24 protein-coding genes are annotated in these 21972 nt (G+C 66.0%); 9 read left to right on the top strand and 15 right to left on the bottom strand.

Going from position 1 to position 21972, the window contains the following annotated elements; genetic code table 11:
• Window positions 1-101 precede the first annotated feature (101 nt).
• Both MUG98_RS00230 and fdhF read right to left on the bottom strand, forming a co-directional pair.
• Window positions 102-695, bottom strand: coding sequence for a YIP1 family protein (locus tag MUG98_RS00230; protein WP_265110180.1), 594 nt, complete (start codon window positions 693-695; stop codon window positions 102-104).
• Window positions 696-803: 108 nt separating this feature from the next.
• The gene (gene fdhF, locus MUG98_RS00225; protein WP_265110179.1) at window positions 804-2945 is read right to left on the bottom strand and encodes a formate dehydrogenase subunit alpha; all 2142 of its coding nucleotides are present in this window, start codon (window positions 2943-2945) and stop codon (window positions 804-806) included.
• Between the two features lie 179 nt (window positions 2946-3124).
• Here fdhF and MUG98_RS00220 point away from each other — a divergent pair, with 179 nt between their 5' ends.
• Entirely contained in the window at window positions 3125-3682 is a 558-nt protein-coding gene (locus MUG98_RS00220) for a hypothetical protein (RefSeq protein ID WP_265112526.1), read from the top strand.
• Window positions 3683-3763: 81 nt separating this feature from the next.
• Here MUG98_RS00220 and MUG98_RS00215 read toward each other — a convergent pair whose 3' ends face one another.
• The 3 genes from MUG98_RS00215 to MUG98_RS00205 all read right to left on the bottom strand — a co-directional run bounded on the left by MUG98_RS00215 (window position 3764) and on the right by MUG98_RS00205 (window position 8219).
• A complete protein-coding gene (locus MUG98_RS00215) occupies window positions 3764-5701 on the bottom strand; it encodes an aldehyde ferredoxin oxidoreductase family protein (protein WP_265110178.1) in 1938 nt (645 codons plus the stop codon).
• 302 nt (window positions 5702-6003) lie between these two features.
• On the bottom strand, window positions 6004-6198 hold the full coding sequence (locus MUG98_RS00210) for a DUF1328 family protein (protein ID WP_265112525.1): 195 nt from the start codon (window positions 6196-6198) through the stop codon (window positions 6004-6006).
• Between the two features lie 134 nt (window positions 6199-6332).
• Window positions 6333-8219, bottom strand: coding sequence for a bacterio-opsin activator domain-containing protein (locus MUG98_RS00205; RefSeq protein ID WP_265110177.1), 1887 nt, complete (start codon window positions 8217-8219; stop codon window positions 6333-6335).
• Window positions 8220-8347: 128 nt separating this feature from the next.
• Between MUG98_RS00205 and MUG98_RS00200 the strand changes: the two genes are divergently transcribed.
• Together MUG98_RS00200 and MUG98_RS00195 are read left to right on the top strand one after the other, a co-directional pair.
• Complete coding sequence (locus tag MUG98_RS00200; RefSeq protein WP_265110176.1) at window positions 8348-8539, top strand: HVO_0649 family zinc finger protein; 192 nt, start codon at window positions 8348-8350, stop codon at window positions 8537-8539.
• 180 nt (window positions 8540-8719) lie between these two features.
• Complete coding sequence (locus tag MUG98_RS00195) at window positions 8720-9820, top strand: archaeosine biosynthesis radical SAM protein RaSEA (RefSeq protein WP_265110175.1); 1101 nt, start codon at window positions 8720-8722, stop codon at window positions 9818-9820.
• A 78-nt stretch (window positions 9821-9898) separates the two neighbouring features.
• Here MUG98_RS00195 and MUG98_RS00190 read toward each other — a convergent pair whose 3' ends face one another.
• The 5 genes from MUG98_RS00190 to MUG98_RS00170 all read right to left on the bottom strand — a co-directional run bounded on the left by MUG98_RS00190 (window position 9899) and on the right by MUG98_RS00170 (window position 13240).
• Complete coding sequence (locus MUG98_RS00190; RefSeq protein ID WP_265110174.1) at window positions 9899-11056, bottom strand: MFS transporter; 1158 nt, start codon at window positions 11054-11056, stop codon at window positions 9899-9901.
• Between the two features lie 217 nt (window positions 11057-11273).
• Entirely contained in the window at window positions 11274-11960 is a 687-nt protein-coding gene (purQ, locus tag MUG98_RS00185) for a phosphoribosylformylglycinamidine synthase I (protein ID WP_265110173.1), read from the bottom strand.
• On the bottom strand, window positions 11961-12212 hold the full coding sequence (purS, locus tag MUG98_RS00180) for a phosphoribosylformylglycinamidine synthase subunit PurS (RefSeq protein WP_265110172.1): 252 nt from the start codon (window positions 12210-12212) through the stop codon (window positions 11961-11963).
• Window positions 12213-12288: 76 nt separating this feature from the next.
• Window positions 12289-12660: a rhodanese-like domain-containing protein gene (locus MUG98_RS00175; protein WP_265110171.1), complete on the bottom strand. Its 372-nt coding sequence runs from the start codon at window positions 12658-12660 to the stop codon at window positions 12289-12291.
• A gap of 265 nt (window positions 12661-12925) precedes the next feature.
• The gene (locus MUG98_RS00170; protein WP_265110170.1) at window positions 12926-13240 is read right to left on the bottom strand and encodes a HalOD1 output domain-containing protein; all 315 of its coding nucleotides are present in this window, start codon (window positions 13238-13240) and stop codon (window positions 12926-12928) included.
• 146 nt (window positions 13241-13386) lie between these two features.
• On the opposite strand from MUG98_RS00170, the gene MUG98_RS00165 reads away from it, so the two are divergent.
• Both MUG98_RS00165 and MUG98_RS00160 read left to right on the top strand, forming a co-directional pair.
• Entirely contained in the window at window positions 13387-13620 is a 234-nt protein-coding gene (locus MUG98_RS00165; RefSeq protein WP_265110169.1) for a hypothetical protein, read from the top strand.
• A gap of 59 nt (window positions 13621-13679) precedes the next feature.
• Window positions 13680-14627, top strand: coding sequence for a formyltetrahydrofolate deformylase (locus MUG98_RS00160; RefSeq protein ID WP_265110168.1), 948 nt, complete (start codon window positions 13680-13682; stop codon window positions 14625-14627).
• A gap of 99 nt (window positions 14628-14726) precedes the next feature.
• Here the strand turns inward: MUG98_RS00160 and MUG98_RS00155 are convergent, their stop codons facing one another.
• Both MUG98_RS00155 and MUG98_RS00150 read right to left on the bottom strand, forming a co-directional pair.
• A complete protein-coding gene (locus MUG98_RS00155) occupies window positions 14727-14885 on the bottom strand; it encodes a DUF7576 family protein (RefSeq protein ID WP_265110167.1) in 159 nt (52 codons plus the stop codon).
• 87 nt (window positions 14886-14972) lie between these two features.
• Window positions 14973-15380 carry a DUF2267 domain-containing protein gene (locus tag MUG98_RS00150; RefSeq protein ID WP_265110166.1) on the bottom strand — a complete coding sequence of 136 codons (408 nt, stop codon included), beginning with the start codon at window positions 15378-15380 and terminating at the stop codon, window positions 14973-14975.
• Between the two features lie 239 nt (window positions 15381-15619).
• On the opposite strand from MUG98_RS00150, the gene MUG98_RS00145 reads away from it, so the two are divergent.
• A complete protein-coding gene (locus MUG98_RS00145; protein ID WP_265110165.1) occupies window positions 15620-16927 on the top strand; it encodes an acetamidase/formamidase family protein in 1308 nt (435 codons plus the stop codon).
• Between the two features lie 135 nt (window positions 16928-17062).
• Here the strand turns inward: MUG98_RS00145 and MUG98_RS00140 are convergent, their stop codons facing one another.
• The 3 genes from MUG98_RS00140 to MUG98_RS00130 form a co-directional block, all read right to left on the bottom strand.
• Window positions 17063-17389 (bottom strand): DUF5789 family protein, encoded by a 327-nt coding sequence (locus MUG98_RS00140; RefSeq protein WP_265110164.1) that lies wholly within the window; start codon window positions 17387-17389, stop codon window positions 17063-17065.
• A 223-nt stretch (window positions 17390-17612) separates the two neighbouring features.
• Complete coding sequence (locus MUG98_RS00135) at window positions 17613-17828, bottom strand: hypothetical protein (RefSeq protein WP_265110163.1); 216 nt, start codon at window positions 17826-17828, stop codon at window positions 17613-17615.
• Window positions 17829-17997: 169 nt separating this feature from the next.
• Window positions 17998-19110 (bottom strand): phosphoribosylaminoimidazolesuccinocarboxamide synthase, encoded by a 1113-nt coding sequence (locus MUG98_RS00130; protein ID WP_265110162.1) that lies wholly within the window; start codon window positions 19108-19110, stop codon window positions 17998-18000.
• 152 nt (window positions 19111-19262) lie between these two features.
• Here MUG98_RS00130 and MUG98_RS00125 point away from each other — a divergent pair, with 152 nt between their 5' ends.
• From MUG98_RS00125 to MUG98_RS00115, 3 genes are all read left to right on the top strand, one after another.
• Complete coding sequence (locus tag MUG98_RS00125; RefSeq protein WP_265110161.1) at window positions 19263-20060, top strand: alpha/beta fold hydrolase; 798 nt, start codon at window positions 19263-19265, stop codon at window positions 20058-20060.
• Window positions 20061-20189: 129 nt separating this feature from the next.
• Window positions 20190-21563 carry a 7,8-didemethyl-8-hydroxy-5-deazariboflavin synthase subunit CofH gene (cofH, locus tag MUG98_RS00120; RefSeq protein WP_265110160.1) on the top strand — a complete coding sequence of 458 codons (1374 nt, stop codon included), beginning with the start codon at window positions 20190-20192 and terminating at the stop codon, window positions 21561-21563.
• Window positions 21564-21687: 124 nt separating this feature from the next.
• Entirely contained in the window at window positions 21688-21969 is a 282-nt protein-coding gene (locus MUG98_RS00115; RefSeq protein WP_265110159.1) for a hypothetical protein, read from the top strand.
• Window positions 21970-21972 lie beyond the last annotated feature (3 nt).

Raw genomic sequence — 21972 nt, 5'->3', positions numbered from 1 at the left:
GTCCGGGACCGGACTCCGGCGACGGGCGGCCCGATCGATCGCTACAGGTCCCCCTCGAGCCCCGGAAAACTGCCGCCGATCGAGAGCCCCGTACGCGTCGGCTACGCGACGTGCTCGAACAGGAGCATGGCCGGCGCCGGGTTAGCCGGTTCGCCGAGGTCGAGGACGAACGTGGCGATCACGGCGGCGAGGACGACGATGACGGGGAGGAAATACAGGACCGACGCGAAAAGGCCGGCGATCGCGGCTTTTCCGGTCGAAATGTCGTGGAACTCGGCCACTCCCTTGATCTGGAGGTAGAACCCGTAGAGACCGACGAAGTTGACGAGCGGAATCCACCACAGACCGTACCGGACGACGGTCGGGAACGCGTACGCTTCGAGCGTTCTCGCCACCCCCCGTGCACCGAACAGATACGCGATTGCGTGCGCGAGCAGCGCCTCGATGAGTCCCAGGATCCAGAACACGACCCCGAGTACCAGGAAGGCCACCAGACCGATAGCCGCCTCGCCCGGTGCCGTGACGTTCAGTACAGCAGAGAGCACCGCGAGCGGTACCATGACGGCGACGAACGAGACCAGCATGAACGCGATCGGATAGCCGATCCCGTGCGTTTCGTCGTACTCCGTAAAGAACACCCCCGGATCCCGTATCATATACCGGTTGACACCCTTCCACTGATTCGCGAATCCCATACTGCCCAAAGTCAAACGAAAGTATAAATATTTATCGTGTGACTGGTATCGGCTGAAAGTAGCGTCCGGAGGGGTGAGACTGATCGGGGAAACGACCCCGTCGAGCCGTCAGTCGTCGGCCGCCGATTCCGCGTCCGCGTCGGCGGGCTCGATCCCGACCTCGATCTCCGCGGCTGCGGCCTTGTACTCGGGGATCTTCGCCCGTTCGTCGAGGACGTCGTTCGTGAGTTTGTTGGCCGAGGCGGCCGCGAAGTGCGGGGTCGTCCAGACCGATCCTTCCTTGATGTCGTCGGTGACCTGTGCCGCGACCGTGATCTCGCCACGGCGGGATTTGAGGACGACGTCCTCGCCGTCCTCGATGCCGTACCGTTCGGCGTCGTTGGGGTGAACGTCGACGAAATTCTCGGGCGTCTGGCGGTTCAGCGTCGGCGATCGGCGGCTCATCGTCCCCGTGTTGTAGTGCTCCTCGAGGCGAGCGGTCGTCAGGATCAGCGGGTACTCGTCGTCCGGCGTCTCCCGGGGCGGCTGGTGACTGACCCCCTCGATGTGTCCCAGGCCGCTCTCGGTGTCGAACTCGTTCTCGTAGAGGTACGGATCGCCCTCGTCGCCCGGTTCGTAGCAGGGCCAGTGGAGCCCTTCCTCGCCGAGCAGGTCGTAGGTCATCCCGTGGTAGATCGGACAGACCTGCCGGAGTTCCTCGAAGACGTCCTCGGGATCGTCGAACTCGAAATCCTCGCTCCCGAACAGGCGACTCCCCACCGTCGAGAGGATCTCGAGGTCGTGTTTCGTGTTCTCGTGGACTTTGTCGACGCCGCGCATCCGCTGGACGCGGCGATCGGTGTTGGTGACTGTGCCGTCGCGCTCGGCCCAGGTCGTCGCCGGGAGCACGACGTCGGCGTACTTCGCAGTCTCGGTCATGAAGATGTCCTGGACGACCATGAACTCGAGGCGCTGGATCCGCTCGGCGACGCGGTTGGCGTCGGGTTCCGACATGACGGGGTTCTCGCCCATGACGTACAGGCCGTGGACGGACTCGCCGAACTCGTGGGAGAGTTCGACGTTGGTCAGGCCGGGTTCGTCGGGCACGTCGAACCCCCAGACGTCCTCGACGGCCTCGCGGGCCTCGTCGTCGTCGACGAGCTGGTAGCCCGGCAGGACGTTCGGCATCGCGCCGACGTCACAGGTGCCCTGGACGTTGTTCTGCCCGCGAAGCGGATTGACGCCGGTTCCGGGGCGGCCGACGTTCCCCGTAATCAGCGCCAGGTTGATCTCGTTTTGCACGTTATCCACGCCGCAGGCGTGCTGGCTCATCCCCATCCCGGTGAAGATGGCCGCGTTGTCCGCCGTGGCGTACTTCTCGGCCGCCAGTTCGATGTCCGCGAGCGGGACGCCACACTCCTCGGCCGCCGCCTCCTTGTCGAAGTCCTCGAGCGTCTCCGTCAGGTGGTCGAACCCGTCCGTACGTTCCTCGATGAACTCCTCGTCGATCCACCCCTCGTCGGGGTTTTCCTCGTGGTTCTCGAGGATCGTCTTGAGGACGATATTCAGGAGCGGGATGTCCGTTCCCGGGTTCAACTGGAGGTGCATGTGGCGATCGGTGTCGTCGATCTGGAACGATCGCGTCGTCTTGTTCGCGTGCGGATCGACCTGGATGACGGTCGCCCCCTCGAGGACGGCTTGCCGGAAGTACTGGCTGTTGGCGATCGGGTGCTGTTCGCCCGGGTTCGCCCCCTGGATCCAGAACACGTCGCCTTCCTCCCTGAGGTCGCGCATGCTGTTGGTCATCGCGCCCGCCCCCAGACTCGTACGGAGCGCCCAGACGGTCGACGCGTGACACATCCGCGTGCAGTTGTCGACGTTGTTGGTGCCGTAGCGGCGAGCCAGCTTCTGGAGGAGGTAGTTCTCCTCGTTCATCGTCTTCGACGAGCCGAAAAAGCCCATCGCGTCCGGGTCGTACTCCGCGCGGATCCGTTCGAGTTCGCCGACGATTCGATCGTAGGCCTCCTCCCAGGTCGCCTCGCGGAACTCACCGTCGTCCTTTATCAGCGGCTCGGTGAGTCGATCCTCGTGGTCGACGACCTCCGTCGCCGCGCCACCTTTGATGCAGATGCGGCCCTCGTTGACCGGCGCGTCACCCCACGGCATGAACTGTACGTCACCTGGCTCCTCGCCCTGCTGGACCTGAATCCCGCAGCCGACTCCGCAGTACGGGCAGATCGTCTTGACTGGATCGTGTTCGTCACTGGACATTGTTCTGGTTTTCTAGGTTTCGGACCGCGGGCCGAGTTCCACGTATATAGTTGGTGTCCATTGGTATGAGTCTTTCTGGCATGCGAAGTCGGCGAGACGGGGCCGATCGCCACGACCACTCGCGCGAAACCCGGTACGGGGAAACGCTCACGGATCGTCGCCGCGTAGCCTCGCGGACGATGGCGCTCACTCGGTCGACCGTCACGACGAAAGCCGACGAGTACCGGGAGCGCGAGCCCCTGTACGCCGTCGAGCAGGAAGGAATCGAGACGCTCCCGGCGGCCTTCGAGGCCGGCGAATTCGGCTGGCGAGACGTCGAGTGGGTCGTCCAGTGGTACTACCGGCGGTTTCTCGGTTCGGTTCCGAACGCCGAGCGCCGAGAGCGCGAAGAGCGGTTCGGTCGGAACGACTTCGAAGACGTCCGGGACGCGCTCGACGACGTCACCTCGGCGATCGACCCGGCCGATCGGATCGATCGGTTGACGGCCCTCGACGGCGTCGACGTCCCGATCGCGTCCGCGTTCTTGCTGTTTGCCGATCCCGACGCGTGCATCGTCGTCGGCGAGCGCGAGTGGACGGTGCTTCGCGATCACGGCCGACTCACCGATCCCTACCCGGATCCGCCGTCGGTTTCGGAGTACTGGACGTACCTCGAAACCTGTCGCTCGCTCGCGGAACGCCTCGACTGTGACATGTGGACGCTGTACCGCGCGTGCTGGCGGTTGTGGAAGAATTGAGCGGTGCCGATCGAATCGAGAAGGGCGGTCGCGTCGCGCTATCCGTCGGAGACTGCGGGTTCGCGATGACCGTTCGACCGATCAGTCGTCGCTGGGAGCCGCCGCACCGCCCTCGTCGGCACTGACGCCGGTGCCGGGGCCGATCTCGATCCCGAGGTCGGCGAGTTTTTCGTCGGGGACGACGCCGTCGACCCAGCCGCGGTAGTCGTAGTACTCCGCTTTCATCTCCTCGAGTTCGCAGTACTCGCCCTCGCTGGCACCCTGACCGCGGATGCCGTCTTCGAGGAAGCGCTCCGGCAGCGAATCGTCGCTCCCGTCGAAGCCCGCGAGGTTGTTGTAGTACCGCTCGAGGTTGTAGACCCGCTCGCCGGCCTCCATCAGTTCCTCCTCGGAGACGTCCAGTCCGGTCATCCCGTTATACTGGAGGACGTACTCCTCGATGCCCTCGGCGAACGCGTTGAACTTGCAGATGTCGAACGAGTCGCTGATCGCGTGGAGGTTCTGGAACTCCGCGGTGAGTTCGCCTTTCCCCTCGTACTCGTACGGATCGACCTTCTCGGGGATGCCGAGGATCTCGGCCGCCGGGGTGTACCCGCGCAGGTGGCAGGCCCCGCGGTTCGAGGTGGCGTAGCCGATCCCCATCCCTTTCATGCACCGGGGATCGTACGCGGGGATCGTCTGGCCTTTGACCGCCAGCGAGTTGTCCTCGGCGTTTCGCTTCTCGGCGACTCTGCGCGGGCCCTCGGCCAGCAAGTCGGCGAGGTCGTCCTCGCGGTGACCGATCCGCTCGATCATCTCGATCATCGTCTCGGAGTCGCCCCACTCCAGATCGTCGTCGAGGTCGTCGAGTTTGCCCTCCTCGGTCATCTCCATCGCCATCGCCATCATGTTACCCGTCTCGATCGTGTCGATGCCCATGTCGTTACACCGATCGATCATGAGGGCGATGTCGTCGCGCTCGGTATGCCCTGAGTTGGGACCGAGGGCGAACGCCGATTCGTACTCGTAGGACTCCATGCGGACGTTCATCTCCTCGCCCTTGTGCATCGTCTGCACCTCGACCTCCTTCTTGCAGGCGACTGGACAGGAGTGACACGTCGGCTCGTCCACCAGGATGTTCTCGCGGACGTTCTCACCCGAGACCTTTTCGGCGTCGAAGTCGGCGTCGGCGAAGCCGTCATCGACGGCGTCGCGCGTCGAGGTGTACTTGCCGTTCCTGGTCGGGAGGCCGGACATCTCCTCGGTGACGTTCATCAGGACGTTCGTCCCGTACATCGAGAGGCCGCCCTCGTTGGGCGCGGTGACCTCCGACTCCTGGATGGCCTGCATCGCCTGCTGGTGGCCCTCCGTGAACGTCTCCTGGTCCGCCGGCTGGGGCATCTTCGTCGAGGACTTGACGACGACCGCTTTCAGGCCCTTGTTACCCATCACGCAGCCGGTGCCGCCGCGGCCCGAGGCGCGGTCGTCCTCGTTGATGATACAGGCGTACTTGACCTCGTTCTCGCCGCCGGGGCCGATCCCCATGAAGCTCAGATTCTTCCCGTAGGAGCCGTCGACCTCCTCCTCGAGCGCGTCACGGGTCTCGTGGACGCCCTTGCCCCAGAGGTCCGACGCGTCGCGGAGTTCGACCTCGCCGTCCTCCACGTAGGCGTAGACCGGGTCGTCTGCCTGCCCCTCGAACAGCAAGCCGTCGAAGCCCGCCCACTTCAGCCGGGCACCGGACCAGCCGCCGTGGTGGCTGTCGGTGACCGTCCCGGTCAGCGGCGACTTCGTACAGACGGCGATCCGGCCGCTCATGGTCACCTGCGTCCCCGACAGCGGCCCGTTCATGAACGCCAGCAGGTTCTCCGGCCCCAGCGGATCGACGTCCGGCCCCTGTTCGAAGACGTGCTTTACCCCCAGGCCGCGTGCACCGATATACTTCTTCGCGTCCTCGTCGTCGATCGACTCGTACGCGACCTCCCCGTCCGAGAGATCGATGCGGGCGACCCTGTCTTGAAAACCGCCGAGTTCTGTCATGGTAAACCCTATCTATTATCTATGCTGTGGAAGGTGTTAGTCGTTCCCAACGTAGTGTAACCACGATCGGTTACGCCACCTTCGACCGCGACGAGCGATCGACGCGGCGAAGGGACGAAACGTCACCGGTTCGGGACGACACCGGGCGCAGGCAAATCCTGCGAACTCGAAACCACAACCGATCGCGGTCGGCCGCCTCGAGGAGTCTCGATCGGAGCGCGACGGCCGGGGGCGACGAACGGTCGACTCGCGACCCGACGAGCGGTAGGCGCACTACGGCGCGTGTGCCGGTGAGCCCCGGGTTACAGTAGCAAGGCGACGACCGCGAGGATGATGAAGATCAGCACGAAGATCCGGGCGATCTCCATCGAGATGCCGGCGACGCCACGGGCACCGACGGCCGCGGCCACGATCGCGAGCACGAAGAAGATCACTGCCCAGTACAGGAACCCACCGCCGCCGACCTGTAACGGAGTCGCTGTTGCGAGTTCGAGCATGAACCCGGCTGCCACGTCGGGATACATAAACGGGGGCGACCGTCTTTTCCTCTAAGAGGCGACTACACCCTGTTAAGGAGCCGTTCAACGGGTTACAGCGCCTCCGAAAAGCGGACCGGGGTCGAGCGGGCAACTCACTCGTCCCCGAAGAACGCCCGGCACAGTTTGGCCTCGGCCGTCCGGAGGTGTTCGTGGAAGGTCGGCCGGGAGACGCCCATCGTCTGGGCCAGTTCCTCGCCGGTCGTCGGGCGGGGCCACTCGAAGTACCCGCCGAGATAGGCCCGCTGTAACGCGCCGAACTGCCGATCGGTGAACTGCTCCTCCAGGCGGGCCGCGAACTCCTGGCGGGTCTCACCCTCGCGTTCCCGCTGCTGGAACGAGATGACGTCGGTCCCCTCGTACCGGTCCTCGACGGCCTCGACGATCGATCGCACGTTGGCCGATCGGGGGATCTCGAGGGTCAGTCGGGCGCGGCCGTCCTCGCTCTCGATCGCCTGCGTCCGGACGCCGCGTTCGGAGAGCCACCCGACGAGGTCGTCGTCGCCGGTCAACTCGACCAGGCAGCCGTCGGCCTCGTCGCGCTCGACGAGCACGTCGAGGTCGACCCCCGAAAGGTCGTCCGCGGCCGCGGTGAGATCCGCAGCACTGACACCGGTGGCCGTAAACAGCGACGCCGTCTCGTCGCCGGTGCGGTGGACCGATCGGCGATACTCCAGGTGACTCCCGGTTGCGGCCGAAACGGCGACCGGCGCGACCGATCGATCGGTGAGTTCGAGGTCGACGGCGACGACGGCGTCCGTCGCGAGCATACGGCTCGTTTCGCGTGCGTTGACGCCGCTCGCGACGGCGCGGGCCAGCGCCGAGAGGATGACCGCCTCCCGCTCGTCGACGGGACGATCGCGGTCCGTACAGACCGTCAACACGCCGTACTCGATGCCGTTGTAGGTCAGCGGGAACGCCGCGTGGGTCGTCCCGCCGGCCGTCCCCACGGTGGCCTCGTTCGCCCCGAGCGTCTCCGCGGCCGGATGATCCGCGTCGGCCGACACGTCGTCGGGGTCGACGCCGGCGCTCGATCGCACCTCGATCGTCCCGATCGCCGGGTTCCGTTCCCCGATCCACGCGCCGTCGTAGGCCGCCTCGGCGGCGATCCGGTCACAGACCGCGGCCTCGAGTTCCGATCGCGAGGTCGACCCCGCGACGACGTCCGTGACGTCCTGGATCAGCCCCTCCACCCGATCGAGGATGTACTCGAGTTCCTCGGTCCGGCGTTCGAGTGCGAGTTCGGCCTCTTTGCGCGCCGTGACGTCGTTCTGGAAGCCGACGTAGTTGGTGACCTCGCCCGCGTCGTCGCGGACGGGCGCGATCGTCACCTCGTTCCAGAACTCGGTGCCGTCCTTCCGGTAGTTCTTCAGTTCGACGGTGACGGGCCGCTCGCCGTCGATCGCCGCCCGCATCTCGGCGATCGCGTCGGGATCCGACTCTTCGCCCTGCAGGAGCCGACAGTTCCGACCGACCACCTCGTCGAAGCCGTAGCCGGTCAACTCCTCGTAGGCGTCGTTGATGTAGACCAGCGGGTTGTCGGGGCGATCGGGATCGGAGATCGAGATCCCGACCGGCGCCTCGTTGATCGCCCGGTCTTTGACGGCGCGATCGCTCGTCGGCGTCTCGTCGTCCGCCGCGGACTCGAAGGTAATCGTCACCCCGTCGTCCCCCCTGTGAACGCGGGCGTCGTACTGGTCGTGGTCGATCGAGACGTCGCGAGCGGTCCCGACCGTCGTCTCCACGATCGCCGCCTCGAGAGCGTCCCAGAAGGGGGCGAACGCGGACGACGCGTCCCAGCGACCCGTTCCGTTCTCACCGGTCCCGTCGTCGGCCGCCGACAGGTCGAACGCCTCCCGGGCCGCCGCGTTCGCGTACGTGATCGTCCCGTCGGCGATCGCCACGATGGGGTCGACGACGTGTGCAAGAGCAGTCGCTGCCGTCGCGTCCGTCCCGCCGCCTCCCGCGTCGACAGTGTCCATAAGCCTACATAGGAAGGGCATCCCTAAAGAACCACGGTGATTCGAGCGACGGGGCATCCCCAGACGCCCCACCTCGGCCCGGTCGATCCACCCCGATTGTTATACTGCCATACGTTATATGATAACATATGTCTATCCGCCGATCGCCGTTCGAGCGCTTCCGGACGAAGTTCGACGCGTCGGACGCCCGCTGTGGGGAGTGTGGCTACGTCGTCGAGGACGGCGGCTGGCGCGTCACCGCCGCCGGAAGCCGCGTCCGGTACCAGTTCGCCTGTCCGACCTGCAACGCCGTCGAGACCAGAGAGATGCGTCTCGAGTGAGGGGCCAGCCCCGGCGTACCAGAGATTACGATCGAGCCCGGTCCTCGAACGGGGACGATCGAGTTCGCTCATCGAACCGGGCGACTAGCGAGTCGCGCTTCTGTTGGCCCTCGACCCCGCGAGTGGCGCGATCGTGGCCAGACGAAGGCGCTTTACGCGCTGGACCGCTTGCCCCGTACAATGAGTAAACCCACGCCCGAGGTCTACGAGCAGGGCAAGGGCATGGACGCCCACAACCAGGTGATGCGGGAGATCCGCTCGCGCAAGGAGGCGAGCTACGATCCCCACGAGCCGACCCGCGTCTGGCTCGACGAGGACAACACGCCGACCGGGGTCAAACGGAGCCTGACGATCATTCTCAACACGGGCGGCTGTCGCTGGGCCCGCGCCGGCGGCTGTACGATGTGTGGCTACGTCGCCGAGAGCGTCGACGGCGGGAGCGTCAGCCACGAGGCCCTGATGGACCAGATCGACGTCTGTCTCGACCACGAAGCGGAAAATGCAGACGAGCAAGCCGATCTCATCAAGATCTACACCTCCGGCTCCTTCCTCGACGAGCGCGAGGTCGGCGCGGAGACCCGTCGGGCGATCGGGGAGACCTTCGCCGACCGCGAGCGGATGGTCGTCGAGTCCCTGCCCGACTTCGTCGACCGGGAGAAGATCGGGGACTTCACCGGACGCGGGATCGACACCGACGTCGCGATCGGCCTCGAGACGGCGACCGATCGCGTGCGCCACGACTGCGTGAACAAGTACTTCGACTTCGCGGACTTCGAAGACGCCTGCGCGGAGGCCGCAGCAGCCGACGCGGACGCGGGCAGCGACGCCGAGGCGGGGATCAAGGCCTACCTCCTGATGAAGCCGCCCTTCCTCACCGAATCCGAGGCGGTCGAGGACATGCGCTCCTCGATCGAGCGCTGTGCCGACGTCGCGGGCTGTCACACCGTCTCGATGAACCCGTGTAACGTTCAGCGCTACACCATGGTCGACGAACTCTACTTCAACGACGGCTACCGGCCGCCGTGGCTCTGGTCGGTCGCCCACGTCCTCGAGGAAACCGCCGACGTCGACGCCATCGTCGTCTCCGATCCGGTCGGCCACGGCTCCGATCGGGGGCCGCACAACTGCGGGGAGTGCGACGACCTCGTCCAGAAGGCGATCAAGGACTTCGATCTCCGCCAGGACCCCTCCGTGTTCGAGCAGGTCTCCTGTGACTGCGAGCGGACGTGGGAGGTCGTGATGGAGCGCGAGCGGAGTTTCAACCAGCCGCTGACGCGGTAGACGGGCCCCGGTCACCGGCGGAGCGTCTTTTGCCTCGCCGCGACGATCGCCGAGCGCCGATCGGCGAATTTCGACGGATCAACTCGGCAACCGTCCCGTCCGTTCGAGGAGGACGAGAACGACGATCATCGCACCCAGAAGGAGTGCGGCGCTGGCGAACACCGCGTCGTAGGAGTAGTCGCGTTCGATGAACAGGCCGAGGACGGACGAGCCGATCGCCTGGGTGAGCATCCAGATCGAACTGAACACCGCGTAGGCGCTCCCCCGGGTCGAATCCGGGAGCGTATCGAGGAGGTACGTGTCGGTAGCGGGGAACAGCGCGTGAATGACGAAGCCGATGACCGCGCTGATCGCGACGAGTGCGACCAGACTGTCGATCATCGTCAAGGCGAGCAGGCTCGCGGAGAACATCCCGACGATCCCGAGCAGGTACGGGACCTGCGGGAACCTGTCGGCCAGGTCGCCGCCGAAGAAGAACGCGGGAACGCCGGCGGCGAAGACTATCGTGAGCATCGTCCCCGCCGCCCGGTCGGAGAGTCCCTTCGACTGCATGTACAGTTCGTAGAAGTTGAACACGCCCTGCCAGACGAACGACGCCGCGCCGACGATCGCCAGCGCCGTCACGATGAGCCGCCACTCCGACAGCGCGCCGGCGACGAAGTCGCGATCGGACTGCCCCGCCGTCGGCATCTCGGTTCGCCTCGCGGCGAGCCACGTGTAGGCCGTCACCACCGCCGCACCGGCGGCGATCGCCCACAGCGAGAGTCGCCAGTCGATCAGGAGCGTGAGCAAGACGAACGGGGCGGCGATCACCGCGGCGATCTGACTGGCGGCCCCGTGGATCCCCACGACGCGTCCGACGCGTTCGGGGTACAGTTCGCTCAGGAGCGGATTCGCCGAGACGAAGTAGACGCCGGAGGCGAGACCCATGAGGAAGGCTCCGATCATGAGGTGTGGAACCGTCGTCGAGGTCGCGGCGAGCGCGGCAGACCCCGTGAGGATCGCTCCGGACCCGACCACCACGTAGTATCGCGGGACTTTCGTGAGCAGCCACCCGGTGGGGAGCCGAAGGGACGCGCTGCCGACCCACGCGAGGGTCACGATGAGTCCAGCAGTCGCCTCGCCGATCGCGAACTCCTCGATAAACACGTTCAGGAGCGGTGCGAAGATGATTCTGGCGAGATTGAGGAGAAAGACGAGTCCACAGAGGGATGCGAAGAGTCGAGCACGGCTCACAGTCACTAGTTCCGACAATCAGCAACAAGCGTTCCGAAATCGGACGGCCCGCGCCCCTCGGGTGCCCACTCCGAACCGGGCCCCGTCGGGGCCTCAGGACCGACCCGATCCCTCGCTCGTCTCCGTCCCGGCGACCCCCGATCGAACCGATTCGACGTCGGCGCGCTCCGTGCGATCAGACTCGAGGGCGAATTCGACCAGTCGCGCCACGAGGGACTCATCGTCGAGTCGACTCGAAGCCACGGAGGACGCCCTGTCCGTCCGTGGATCCGACGTCCGGCAGCGTCGCGCGTTCGGGGTGGGGCATCAGGACCGCGACGGAGTCGGTCTCGCCGAGGATGCCCGCGACGTCGTGTTTCGAGCCGTTCGGGTTCGCGTCCGGGCCAGTCTCGCCGGTCTCGTCACAGTACCGAAAGAGGATCCGATCGTCGTCCTCGAGTTCGGCCAGCCGATCGTCGTCGATCTCGTACCGGCCTTCGCCGTGGGCGATCGGCACCTCGATGACCGCTCCCTCCTCGTAGGCGTCGGTCCAGGGCGTGTCGTCCCGCTCGACGCGGAGGAAGACGCGTTCACACTGGAAGCGGGCGCTCTCGTTGGTGGTGAACGCGCCCTCGGTCAGTCCCGACTCGCAGCCGATCTGGGCCCCGTTACAGACCCCGAGGACGGGGACGCCGTCGGCGGCGGCCTCGCGGACCTCGGCCATGATCGGCGATCGAGCGGCCATCGCCCCCGCCCGGAGGTAGTCGCCGTAGGAGAAGCCACCGGGAAGCAGGATGCCCGTCGTCTCTGCGGGCAGGCCGTCCTCGTGCCAGACGATCTCGGCGTCGATCCCGAGGTGTTCGAGCGCGCGCTCGGCGTCGCGATCGCAGTTCGAGCCGCCGAATCTGAGTATTGCGACCGTCATCTACCGTTCGTCGACCTCCACGTCGTAGTCGTGGATGGTCGGATTCGCGAGCAGCCGTTCTGCCATCTCGCTCGCACGTTCGCGGGCGGCCTCCGCGGAGGTCGCGTCGAGGTCGACCTCGAATCGATCGGCCGACCGGAGGGCCTCGAGTTCGAAGCCGAGGCGCTCTAGGGCCTGTTTCGTGGTCTCGGCCTCGGGATCCAGAACGCCGCGTTTGAGTCGAACCGTCACCGTCGCGGTGTAGGCGGTCATTACATTGAATCCCGTATCCGTGCTCAAAAACGCTTTCGGCTTTGCGGTGTAATGCACGTACGTGGATATCCGGTCGTCAGGGGAGGAGTCGACCGAGCACGGACGCCACGCGGTAGCCGATCGATCCATTCTGGTACCCGTTCCAGCCCCGCATGCCGCCGGCCAGCGTCGCAGCGTCGTACCCCTCTTCTTCGAGTACCGCCGTCGCGCGGCGTGCGACGATTCCTGCCTTGCAGACCGTGACGACGGTCGCGTCGTCGGGAACGTCCGCGAGCGATCGACGGAACTCGTCCTCGTCGCCCCGTCGCAACTGGCCGTAAACCGGGACGTTGTGACTCCCGTCGATGCGATCCCGCTGGTACGCGTCACGGGGTCGAATGTCGAGAACGTACGGCGAGTCACCGTTCGAGAGCTTCTCGTCCAGATCCTCGGGGCGAATCTTGCTCACGAGTCCCATTACTCGACACGTGTGCAAAACGATTCGGATATCGCCCGACGGCGACCGCGAGTCCGGGTGAGCGACGCGGATCCGCTGGATCCGATCGTCTGGAACGGCGACGGCGGGCTCTACTGGCGAGTACGCGTCGGCAGCGTCCGAGAAGATCGCTATCGGGCCGATCACCGCTCAGTTCGGGTCGCGCGACTGGTCGTCGATCGCATCCAGGCTATCAGTCGGACGACGCGTCGACCGCCACGCGCGGCTCGCGGATCGGTTACCCCGCTTTCGTAACGACGACGGTTCCGCTCGCGTGCACCGTAATCGAGTATGCGTCCAGCCGAAACGAGACGCGACCGCCGTTCCGGTGAGTACTCCCGTTCGCAGGTTCGAAGATCGTCTCGAGGCTGTCCGGATCGATCCGGTCGTAGAGTCGATCGAGTTCCGCCGGGTCCCGCCCCGAGAGGTCGGCAATGGTCGAGACGATGGTCGTAGACAGCGACGTGTCGTTCTCCCAGTCGTGGGCGACGACTGCCGTCTCCATCTCGGGGTCGATCCCAGCTCCGCCGTGGTTCGTTCGTGTTGCAGTCATTGTGTTCACCGTGCAGAGATCGTCACGCAACGTGACACAAAGGTCCACCACAGTCGAAGTCATAAAACCCTGTCAGACATTTTGCACGCATTTGTACGACGAAAATATATCGATCGGGAGACGTGGGAGGGGGAGAAGTCATCCGGATGTCAGACATCGATCGTCATGCGTACGTCAGACACGGCGGACCCCTGCCGCGACCGGACGCGGTCCGCGATCACGGGCGGATCGACGCGACGAATACGGTCGACGAGGCCGCGATAGCGGTCCCGAACGGCCAGGGTAGTCGTCGAGGTCGGCGGTTCGTCTCCGCTCGACTGGCCGATCGAGGGGTGATGTCCATCGTTCTCACACGCGTCCACGGAAAGCAGGACTTTTAGCCGCCGGTAGACTGGTGCCGTACTGATGGATCGACATTCGCTCGAGCGGAGGTGGCGGGATGACGACTGACCTGACCGAAATCACGGTCATCGGGGACGACGACACCGGACTGATCGCTCGCGTCACGAGCCTCCTGTTCGAGCGCGGGATCAACATCGAGGACTTAGACCAGGCGGTCCGGGACGGCGTCTTCCGGATGTATCTCGCCGTGGATACCTCGGAGATGGTCTGTACCGAGGAAACGCTACGCGCGGACCTCCACGACCTCGGTGACGACCTCGGACTCGACGTGCAGGTTCGGTTCCCGGCCGATCGGGACCACCAGCGAATCGCCGTCCTCGTGACGAAGGAGAGTCACTGTCTCGAGGCGCTGTTCGAGGCCTGGGCCAACGACGACCTCGGGGCCGACATCGGCGTCGTCATCGGCAACCACGACGACCTCCAGCCGCTGGCCGAGCACTACGACGTGCCGTTCCACGACGTCGGCGACGACGGCGGACAACAGAACGAAGAGCGACTGCTGGAGGTGCTCGGCGAGTACGACGTCGACCTGATCGTCCTCGCGCGCTACATGCGCATTCTCTCCCCCAACGTCGTCTTCCGGTACGAGGACCGCATCATCAACGTCCATCCCTCCCTGCTACCGGCGTTCCCCGGTGCCGAGGCCTACAGACAGGCCCTCGACGAGGGCGTCCGCGTCGCAGGCGTCACCGCCCACTACGTCACGACCGACCTGGACCAGGGACCGATCATCACCCAGCGAGCGTTCGACGTCCCGGACGACGCCGATCTCGAGGATATGAAACGCCGCGGCCAGCCGCTGGAGGCCGACGCCCTGCTGGAGGCCGTCCGACTCCACCTGAACGGCGACGTCTCCGTCCACCGCGGCCGCACGAGCGTCCGCGAGAACGGCGATCGCTACCAGCTCGGACTGCCCGAGGAGATGGACGACGTCACGCCGGACCGGCCGGTCGACGGGATCGGGACGGCGGTCGCCGACGAGTAGTCACAGGACGCGCGACCGACGCGAAAGCGCGGTCGTTCGATCGCACGTTATGCACGTCACACCGTGGTCGTTTCGCGGCCACGGAAGGCGAGGTCCGGATCAGGATTCCCAGGCCGTCAGACAATCGTCGCTACAGAAGTGAGTGTGGATCGCCTCTCCGTCCTCGACCGTGCTCACGACTCGCTGTTCGCCCGTCGACGCGACAGCCACACCACAGCGGTGACAGTCGGGTCCGTCTTCGTCCGTCGAATCGATCATCGGGTGGCAAGACGAACGAGACACACTTCAACGAACCTGTTGCGGCGGATTCGGCCACCCGAGAGAACTCGCGCCCGGACCGCGAACTCAGACGTTCTCCCGATCGATCATCACGCCCTCGAACAGCGGGTGGAGGTCGTCGTCGAGTTGTGCCTTCAGGTCCTGCAACTGCCCGTCGGTGAGCGCGACCGCCATGGCGTCGGTGACGGCATCGGCGTAGCGTTCCGCGTCGTCCGGTTCGACGTCCGTTCCGCGGAGTCGTTCGCTCACGCGCTCCATGAACTCGTCGCCGTCGTAGCCGGCGGCGTCGTGGGCCGCGTGTTCGACGATCGCTGCCAGTTCGTCGGGCAACTGCCTGGCGACGTCCCCGGCTTCGCCGCCCGTCAGGCTCTCGCCGAGCGTCTCGAGGACGGCTTCGGTCGCAACCTGTGCACGATCGGTCGTGTCCAGGTGGCCCGCTTCCCGGACGAGTCCGTAGAACTCGGTGTCCTGCATACGACCGACTTCGACGGTGGACGGTTTCGGGATTGGGCACTCAGTTGCAAGGATCGCTACCCGACGCTCTCGCTCGCGGTGAACGCGAGGCCGGCGAGGCGAGCGCGACGGTCGCCTCGACTCGTGACCCGATCGAAGCCGCGATCGGTCTCGCTTCGCATCACGAATCCGGAACGTAAGCGGCAGACACGCGTGCTACTGCAGGGTTTATCGACGGGGACGTCGTAGTCTGGTGTGGTATGGCACAACGAGAAATCCAGCAAGAGCTGTCCGTCGACCAGTACACGCTCGGCCTCGTGGGTCCCGACCAGGAGTGGGCGGGAACCGTGGCCGACGGCGGCACGATCGAGACGTACACGCCCCCGGCCTGCTGGGGGCCGATGATCACCCCCGAGTTCCGCGGCGGCCACGAGGTAACGCGACCGATCCGGGTCGAGAACGCCGAGGTCGGTGACGCGGTCGCGCTGCGGATTCGAGAGATCGACGTGACGAGTCTCGCGACGAGTACGGGCTCGATGCGCGAGCGCGAGGGGGCCTTCAGCGACGATCCGTTCGTCGATCACCGTTGTCCCGAGTGCGGGACGGAGTGGCCCGACTCCGTCGTCGAGGGCACCGGCGAGGACGCCATCCGCTGTGCGGAGTGTGGCGCGAACGCGTCGGCGTTCGGCTTCGAGTACGGCTACACCGTCGCGTTCGACGACGACCACACCGTCGGCCTCACGATGGACGAGGCGGGAGCCCACGAACTCGCGGAAGACGCCGAGGACGTGATGGACATCCCCGAAAACTCCCGCCAGCACCCGATCCTGCTGTACGAGCCCTCGGAGATGCCCGGCACGCTCGGCCGCCTGCGACCGTTCATCGGGAACGTCGGCACGACGCCGCCCGTCGAACTGCCGGACTCGCACAACGCGGGCGACTTCGGCCAGTTCCTCGTCGGCGCGGAACACGACTGGGGGCTCGAGAGCGAGGCCGATCTCGAAGAGCGCACCGACGGTCACATGGACGTCCCGGAGGTCCGGGCGGGCGCGACGCTCATCTGTCCCGTCAAGGTCGACGGTGCGGGCGTCTACGTCGGCGACCTGCACGCCAACCAGGGCGACGGCGAGCTCTCCCTGCACACGACCGACGTCAGCGGCACCGTCACGTTGGACGTCGAGGTCATCAAGGGGCTCGACGTCGACGGCCCGATCCTGCTGCCCAACGAGGAGGACCTCCCGTTCATCAGCAAACCCTACAGCGAGGACGAACTCGAGACCGGCCGGGAACTCGCCGCAAAGCACGGCGTCGACATCGAGGACGACGTGGGGCCGATCCAGGTCATCGGCTCGGGCGCGACGATCAACGACGCGACCGAGAACGCCTTCGATCGAGCCGGGAAACTGCTCGACATGAGCGAGGGCGAGGTCCGATCGCGGTGTACCTTCACCGGCGGCGTCCAGATCGGCCGGCTTCCGGGCGTCGTCCAGTTGGACATGCTCGCGCCGATGGACGTCCTCGAAGAGCGCGGGATGGCACACCTGGTGCGCGAACAGTACGATCTGTAGCGTCAGTCTCTCCGCCCCGAATTGGACAGGGCAGGGGAGTGACGGGGCGCTCGTCCTCTCGAGCGATCGGGTGAACCGACGCTGATCACCCACGGCGGCGAACGGGCAGTCAGCCGCCCCTGTGAAGCCGGCCCGTCAAAACGACAGTTGCTCGTCCGGCCGTCGTTCACCGAGGGCCGGCGGCGTTCGATCGGAGTAGTACTTTCGCCCGATAGCCCTGCTGTCGACCATGTTGAAGATCGCTTCGCGGGCCTCCGCGGGGGAATCGTACGTCTCGGTGGCGACCGGGCCGAGCACCTCTTCGAGCAGGGTCGACCCCGACGGGAGCTGGATCGCGTACTCGCCGTAGATGTCGACGAGTTCCTCGTTCGTGGCCGGATAGCCGTGCTCGCCGAGTTTCGAGTGGAGTTCGCCGAATTCGACCCCGAGTTCGCGGGTCCGTTCTGCGTGGTGGTCGGTCATGAGATCAACTCGGATGCCGTACCACCGCGAACGACATACATCTGAGGGGCTAGAGCGATCCGGCGGAACGTGCGTATACAACGCTCGAACCGCCGCGTACTCGTCGATGCGACCGTCGAGCGCTCGTTCCGGCGATCGTACCGAGTTACGGGCTCGTCGCGGGGCGAAACGGACCCCTCTCGATTCGCAGCGACCGAAGAACGATTCGCGTCGGGCAGCGAATTCAGTCGGCCTCGTCGGTGGTCCGCTCGATCGACGGGCCGCCGTTCGGGGTGGCGTTCAGTTGCTCCGTCCACGTCTCGGAGACGAGGGGTGCGATCGCGAGGAACGCGAATACCGCGATGGTGAGGGTCAGCATGACGCTGGCGACGATCGCGATCGCGCCGGTCGGACTGGTCGGGACGATACTCGCTGCGAGTCCACCGATGGGAGCCGTCATTTGTGCTCACCAGCCACTCGTTACTCCCACCATATGAGGGTTACTTTGTTCGTCGAGTATTGTAGCAAACCGCCGCCGTTGACGCTCGAAACGTGGTATCACGTCTCACGAACGACGGGGAGGAATTCGCGCGGACGAGGCCCGCCGGCGGGCCGCCGGGGTGGCCGGATCAGAGACGCTGGACCGCTCCGATCGCGCTGGAGAGCGGCGGCGCGTCGAACAATTCGCGACCCGTGTAGGCGTTGGCCCCGGCGCAGTACATGTCACGGGCGGTCTCGATCACCGACTCGTCGAGGGGCTCGGGATCGACGTCACACAGCCCCTTCCAGTCGGCGACGTCCGTTCGTTTCGCCTCCGCCTTGGCTTCGGAGACGGCCTCGACCCACTCCGGCTGGGTGCGCTTGTGGTACTGGCGAATCACTTCCTTCGAAAGCTGGGTCCCCTCGTAGCTGAAGCGATTTTCGTCGAACGTGCCGACGACGTCGCCGACGCGGATCTCGCCGTTCGCGGGCCCGCTAGCCCGCTCACCGTCCGCGGCAGCAGCCGCCCCATCGTAGTAGAGACACTCGATCTTGCCGTCCTCGTGGACCAGTCCGGCCGCGTCGGCCTGCTCGGTGACGATCCGGTTGACCTCGCGGGCGATCGACTCGAGGTCGTCGATGTCGGCCTCGCCAGCGATGGAGTCGGCCTCCTCGCGATCGAGGTAGCGGTCGCTCTCCTCGTACTTCGTGGAGAACTCGACGATCGGGTCGTCGAGGTCGACGGCCTCGTCGGGCCACTCCGCGAGGTCGAGACCGTGGTCTGCGGGGTCGGTCCGCCGGCGCAGACTCGATCCGACGGGGACGCGGTTGCGGAAGACGATCTCCAGCGGAACGAGATAGTTCGAGCCGGCGTCGGCGTGGTAGGCCTCGTAGTCGTACTCCCGGCCCTCGTGTGGCAGGTCGGGCACCTGCGTGAGGTCGATCGCCATCTCCCGGGGCGGGTTCTCGACGTCCGCGAGCGGGACGACGTCGCCGTCCTCGACGTCCTCGTCGGACGCAGTCCGACGGTCTGTCGAGCTACGCTCGACAACACCGCGGTAGTGGGTCGGGACGCCCTCGGACTCGAGCAGTTCGAAGTTGAACGCGCCCATCGAACAGAGACTCGCCCCCTTCTGGGGGATCTGGTCGGGCATCTTCCCCCAGTCGAAGACGGAGTAGTCGTCGGTGAAGACGAACGAGCCGCGACCGAGGTTGTCGGCGGTCGCTTCGTCTTCGATTCGAAACTCTTTGACACTCGTCATACGGACCACCCCAGGATCTGTCCGCCGCCGCAGTTCATATCCCAGTTGCCGTGTCCGGACCGTAAGAAGGTTTCAGTATCGGGCCAGCCCGTGTATGTTTTATATAAAATCCGGTGCAGAAGCCCTACACGGCTGGCAGCCGATCGAAGCGTATGGAGATGCACCACATCCGGCGAGGCACCGGGGAGCCGCTCCTTCTCGTTCACGGGCTCGGCGGAAGCTGGCGGACGTGGACGCCCGTGCTCGACGAACTGGCGGCCGAACGCGAGGTGATCGCGGTGGATCTCCCCGGCCACGGTGAGACGCCGCCGTTGTTCGGCGAGGTCTCCATCGACACCCTCGCCGGGGCCGTCACCTCGTTTCTGGACGCACACGATCTCGAAGGGGTCGACGTCGTCGGGAACTCGATGGGCGGGCGGCTCGTTCTCGAACTCGCGCGCCGGGGGACCGTCGGCGCGACCGTCGCGCTCGATCCGGGTGGATTCTGGACGGGCTGGGAGCGGTACTTCTTCTACGCGACGCTCGCCCCGTCGATCCGTCTCGTCCGCGCGCTGCAGCCGGTGATGGACCGACTGACCGCCAGTGCCGTGGGTCGAACCCTACTCCTGGCCCAGCTCTCGGCGCGCCCCTGGGAGCTGTCCGCCGACGTCGCCCGCGAAGAGCTGCGGACCTTCGCCGGCTCACCCTCGTTCGACGAACTGTTGCGTCGATTAGCCTTCGGTCCCGGCCAGCCGGGGACTGACTCCACACCGGGACCCGTCGTGATCGGATGGGGGAGCAAGGATCGGGTCACCCTTCCCCGGCAGGCGAAACGCGCCGTGAACCGGTTCCCCAGCGCACAGGTGTACTGGTTCGAGGGGTGCGGGCACTACCCCCACTGGGATGCCCCCGACGAGGCCGCACGGGTGATCCTCGTCGCCACTGCCCGCAACGAGAAGGACGCGTCGTGAGCACGTCGGGCAGCGGGATTCTGCGAGTGAGACGGAGCGATCGATCGTCCTGACCGAGACGTGATCGGCTCGATCGAACGAAAGGACGATCCATCACCCTTTTCTCACTGTACCAGCATCGGTACGACGATGGAGCGACCGGTGACCGACGCCGACCTCACGTTCGACTACGTTCCCGAGACCGACCAGTCGTTCGAGAACGCACTCGCGAAAGCCCGCGCCGGCGACCGCCTCACGGTCGACGACGCGATCGAGTTACTGACGACGGGAACGGACGTCGACGGCATCCGCCGCGACCGCAAAGAGCGGGTGCTCGAGGCGGCCGATCGGCGTCGCGCCGAGGTAGTCGGCGAGGAGGTCACCTTCGTCGCGAACCTGAACAACAACGTCACGACGGCCTGTAACGTGGGCTGTCTGTTCTGCAACTTCAAGGACGCCGCCCACACCTTCGAACGCGACGCCGAGGTGGAGACCGCCGGCTTCACGAAGACGCCGAGCGAGTCCCGCGAGATCGTTTCCGACGCGGTCGATCGCGGTATCTACGAGGTCACCTCGGTCTCCGGACTCCACCCCGCGTTCGCGCTGGACGATGAACACCGGGAGATCCTCGAGGCCCACCCGGAGCCGAAGGCGGTCAATTACAAGTCGCCCGAGGTCTACGAGACCAGCCCCGGCACGTACGCGGACCAGATGTCGGCGATGAGCGTCGACGGCGTCCACGTCCACTCGATGACGCCCGAGGAGGGGTACCACGCCCGCCGCGGCACGGACTGGTCCTACGAGGAGGTCTACGGCCGACTCCAGGAGGCGGGCCTCGACACCGTCCCCGGCACGGCCGCCGAGATCCTCGTCGACGAAGTCCGCGACGTCATCTGTCCCGGCAAGATCGGCACCGAGGACTGGCTGGAAGCGATGGAAGCCGCCGCGAACGTCGGTCTCGGCCTCACGGCGACGATCATGTACGGCCACGTCGAGAACGAGGCCCACCGCGCGCTGCACCTGAAACGGGTCCGCGACCTGCAAGAGCGCGTCGACGGCGCGATCACGGAGTTCGTCCCGCTGTCCTTTATCCACCAGAACACGCCGCTGTTCGAACACGACGTCGTCTCGGGCGGGGCCTCGCAGGCCGAGGACGAACTCATGATCGCCGTCTCGCGGCTCTTTCTGGACAACATCGACCACGTCCAGTCCTCGTGGGTCAAGTACGGCGACGAGGGCGGGCTGAAGATGCTCAACTGCGGCGCGGACGACTTCATGGGGACGATTCTCTCCGAAGAGATCACCAAACGCGCCGGCGGCGAGTACGGCGAGTACCGGTCGTTCGCGGACTACGTGGAGATGATCGCCTCGATCGGCCGCGTCCCGGTCGAGCGATCGACCGGCTACGACGAACGGCGCGTCGTCGACCCCGACGACCCGCCGTTCGGGCCGCGCCTCGGGCCGAAGGCGGACGGGACGCCGCTGCTGACTGACGAGGAGCGACCGATGCCGGCCGACGACTGATACGGATTGCTGTACCGATGTACCGGCGCAACCGCGATCCGGGCGGCGGTTGCGCCGGAAATGACTTACAGTAAACCGTATGACGCCGGATCAGCTTTTTCCCGGCCCCGACCGTTCCCCCGATATGAATCATCTCGTCCCGATCGACGACGACCGGTGGCACCTGCCGAACCACGCCCAGATCGTCGTCTACGAGCGCGAGGCGAGCGATCGCGGACTGCTCACGATTTACGACTGCGCCGCCGCACAGAAGCCGCCGAAAGCGCAGTTGCTCGGCACCCTCGAGTCGATCGACGCCAGCGCCGCGGTCGAGTCGAATCCGACGGGACGGGTCGTGAAACTCCGCGAGGAAGCGACCCTCGAGCGGACCGACGACGATCGGTTCGGGATCACCGCGTCCCGATAGCCC

This window comes from Halosolutus halophilus (assembly GCF_022869805.1).
Taxonomy (GTDB): Archaea; Halobacteriota; Halobacteria; order Halobacteriales; family Natrialbaceae; genus Halosolutus; species Halosolutus halophilus.
This window is presented reverse-complemented; position numbering and strand designations above follow the sequence as displayed.

Excerpts from the sequence above, each read along its gene's own strand:
- MUG98_RS00230 (WP_265110180.1), bottom strand. The coding sequence starts at position 695 with ATGGGATTCGCGAATCAGTGGAAGGGTGTCAACCGGTATATGATACGG.
- fdhF (WP_265110179.1), bottom strand. The coding sequence starts at position 2,945 with ATGTCCAGTGACGAACACGATCCAGTCAAGACGATCTGCCCGTACTGC.
- MUG98_RS00220 (WP_265112526.1), top strand. The coding sequence starts at position 3,125 with ATGGCGCTCACTCGGTCGACCGTCACGACGAAAGCCGACGAGTACCGG.
- MUG98_RS00215 (WP_265110178.1), bottom strand. The coding sequence starts at position 5,701 with ATGACAGAACTCGGCGGTTTTCAAGACAGGGTCGCCCGCATCGATCTC.
- MUG98_RS00210 (WP_265112525.1), bottom strand. The coding sequence starts at position 6,198 with ATGCTCGAACTCGCAACAGCGACTCCGTTACAGGTCGGCGGCGGTGGG.
- MUG98_RS00205 (WP_265110177.1), bottom strand. The coding sequence starts at position 8,219 with ATGGACACTGTCGACGCGGGAGGCGGCGGGACGGACGCGACGGCAGCG.
- MUG98_RS00200 (WP_265110176.1), top strand. The coding sequence starts at position 8,348 with ATGTCTATCCGCCGATCGCCGTTCGAGCGCTTCCGGACGAAGTTCGAC.
- MUG98_RS00195 (WP_265110175.1), top strand. The coding sequence starts at position 8,720 with ATGAGTAAACCCACGCCCGAGGTCTACGAGCAGGGCAAGGGCATGGAC.
- purQ (WP_265110173.1), bottom strand. The coding sequence starts at position 11,960 with ATGACGGTCGCAATACTCAGATTCGGCGGCTCGAACTGCGATCGCGAC.
- purS (WP_265110172.1), bottom strand. The coding sequence starts at position 12,212 with ATGACCGCCTACACCGCGACGGTGACGGTTCGACTCAAACGCGGCGTT.
- MUG98_RS00170 (WP_265110170.1), bottom strand. The coding sequence starts at position 13,240 with ATGACTGCAACACGAACGAACCACGGCGGAGCTGGGATCGACCCCGAG.
- MUG98_RS00165 (WP_265110169.1), top strand. The coding sequence starts at position 13,387 with ATGTCAGACATCGATCGTCATGCGTACGTCAGACACGGCGGACCCCTG.
- MUG98_RS00160 (WP_265110168.1), top strand. The coding sequence starts at position 13,680 with ATGACGACTGACCTGACCGAAATCACGGTCATCGGGGACGACGACACC.
- MUG98_RS00155 (WP_265110167.1), bottom strand. The coding sequence starts at position 14,885 with ATGATCGATTCGACGGACGAAGACGGACCCGACTGTCACCGCTGTGGT.
- MUG98_RS00150 (WP_265110166.1), bottom strand. The coding sequence starts at position 15,380 with ATGCAGGACACCGAGTTCTACGGACTCGTCCGGGAAGCGGGCCACCTG.
- MUG98_RS00145 (WP_265110165.1), top strand. The coding sequence starts at position 15,620 with ATGGCACAACGAGAAATCCAGCAAGAGCTGTCCGTCGACCAGTACACG.
- MUG98_RS00140 (WP_265110164.1), bottom strand. The coding sequence starts at position 17,389 with ATGACCGACCACCACGCAGAACGGACCCGCGAACTCGGGGTCGAATTC.
- MUG98_RS00135 (WP_265110163.1), bottom strand. The coding sequence starts at position 17,828 with ATGACGGCTCCCATCGGTGGACTCGCAGCGAGTATCGTCCCGACCAGT.
- MUG98_RS00130 (WP_265110162.1), bottom strand. The coding sequence starts at position 19,110 with ATGACGAGTGTCAAAGAGTTTCGAATCGAAGACGAAGCGACCGCCGAC.
- MUG98_RS00125 (WP_265110161.1), top strand. The coding sequence starts at position 19,263 with ATGGAGATGCACCACATCCGGCGAGGCACCGGGGAGCCGCTCCTTCTC.
- cofH (WP_265110160.1), top strand. The coding sequence starts at position 20,190 with ATGGAGCGACCGGTGACCGACGCCGACCTCACGTTCGACTACGTTCCC.
- MUG98_RS00115 (WP_265110159.1), top strand. The coding sequence starts at position 21,688 with ATGAATCATCTCGTCCCGATCGACGACGACCGGTGGCACCTGCCGAAC.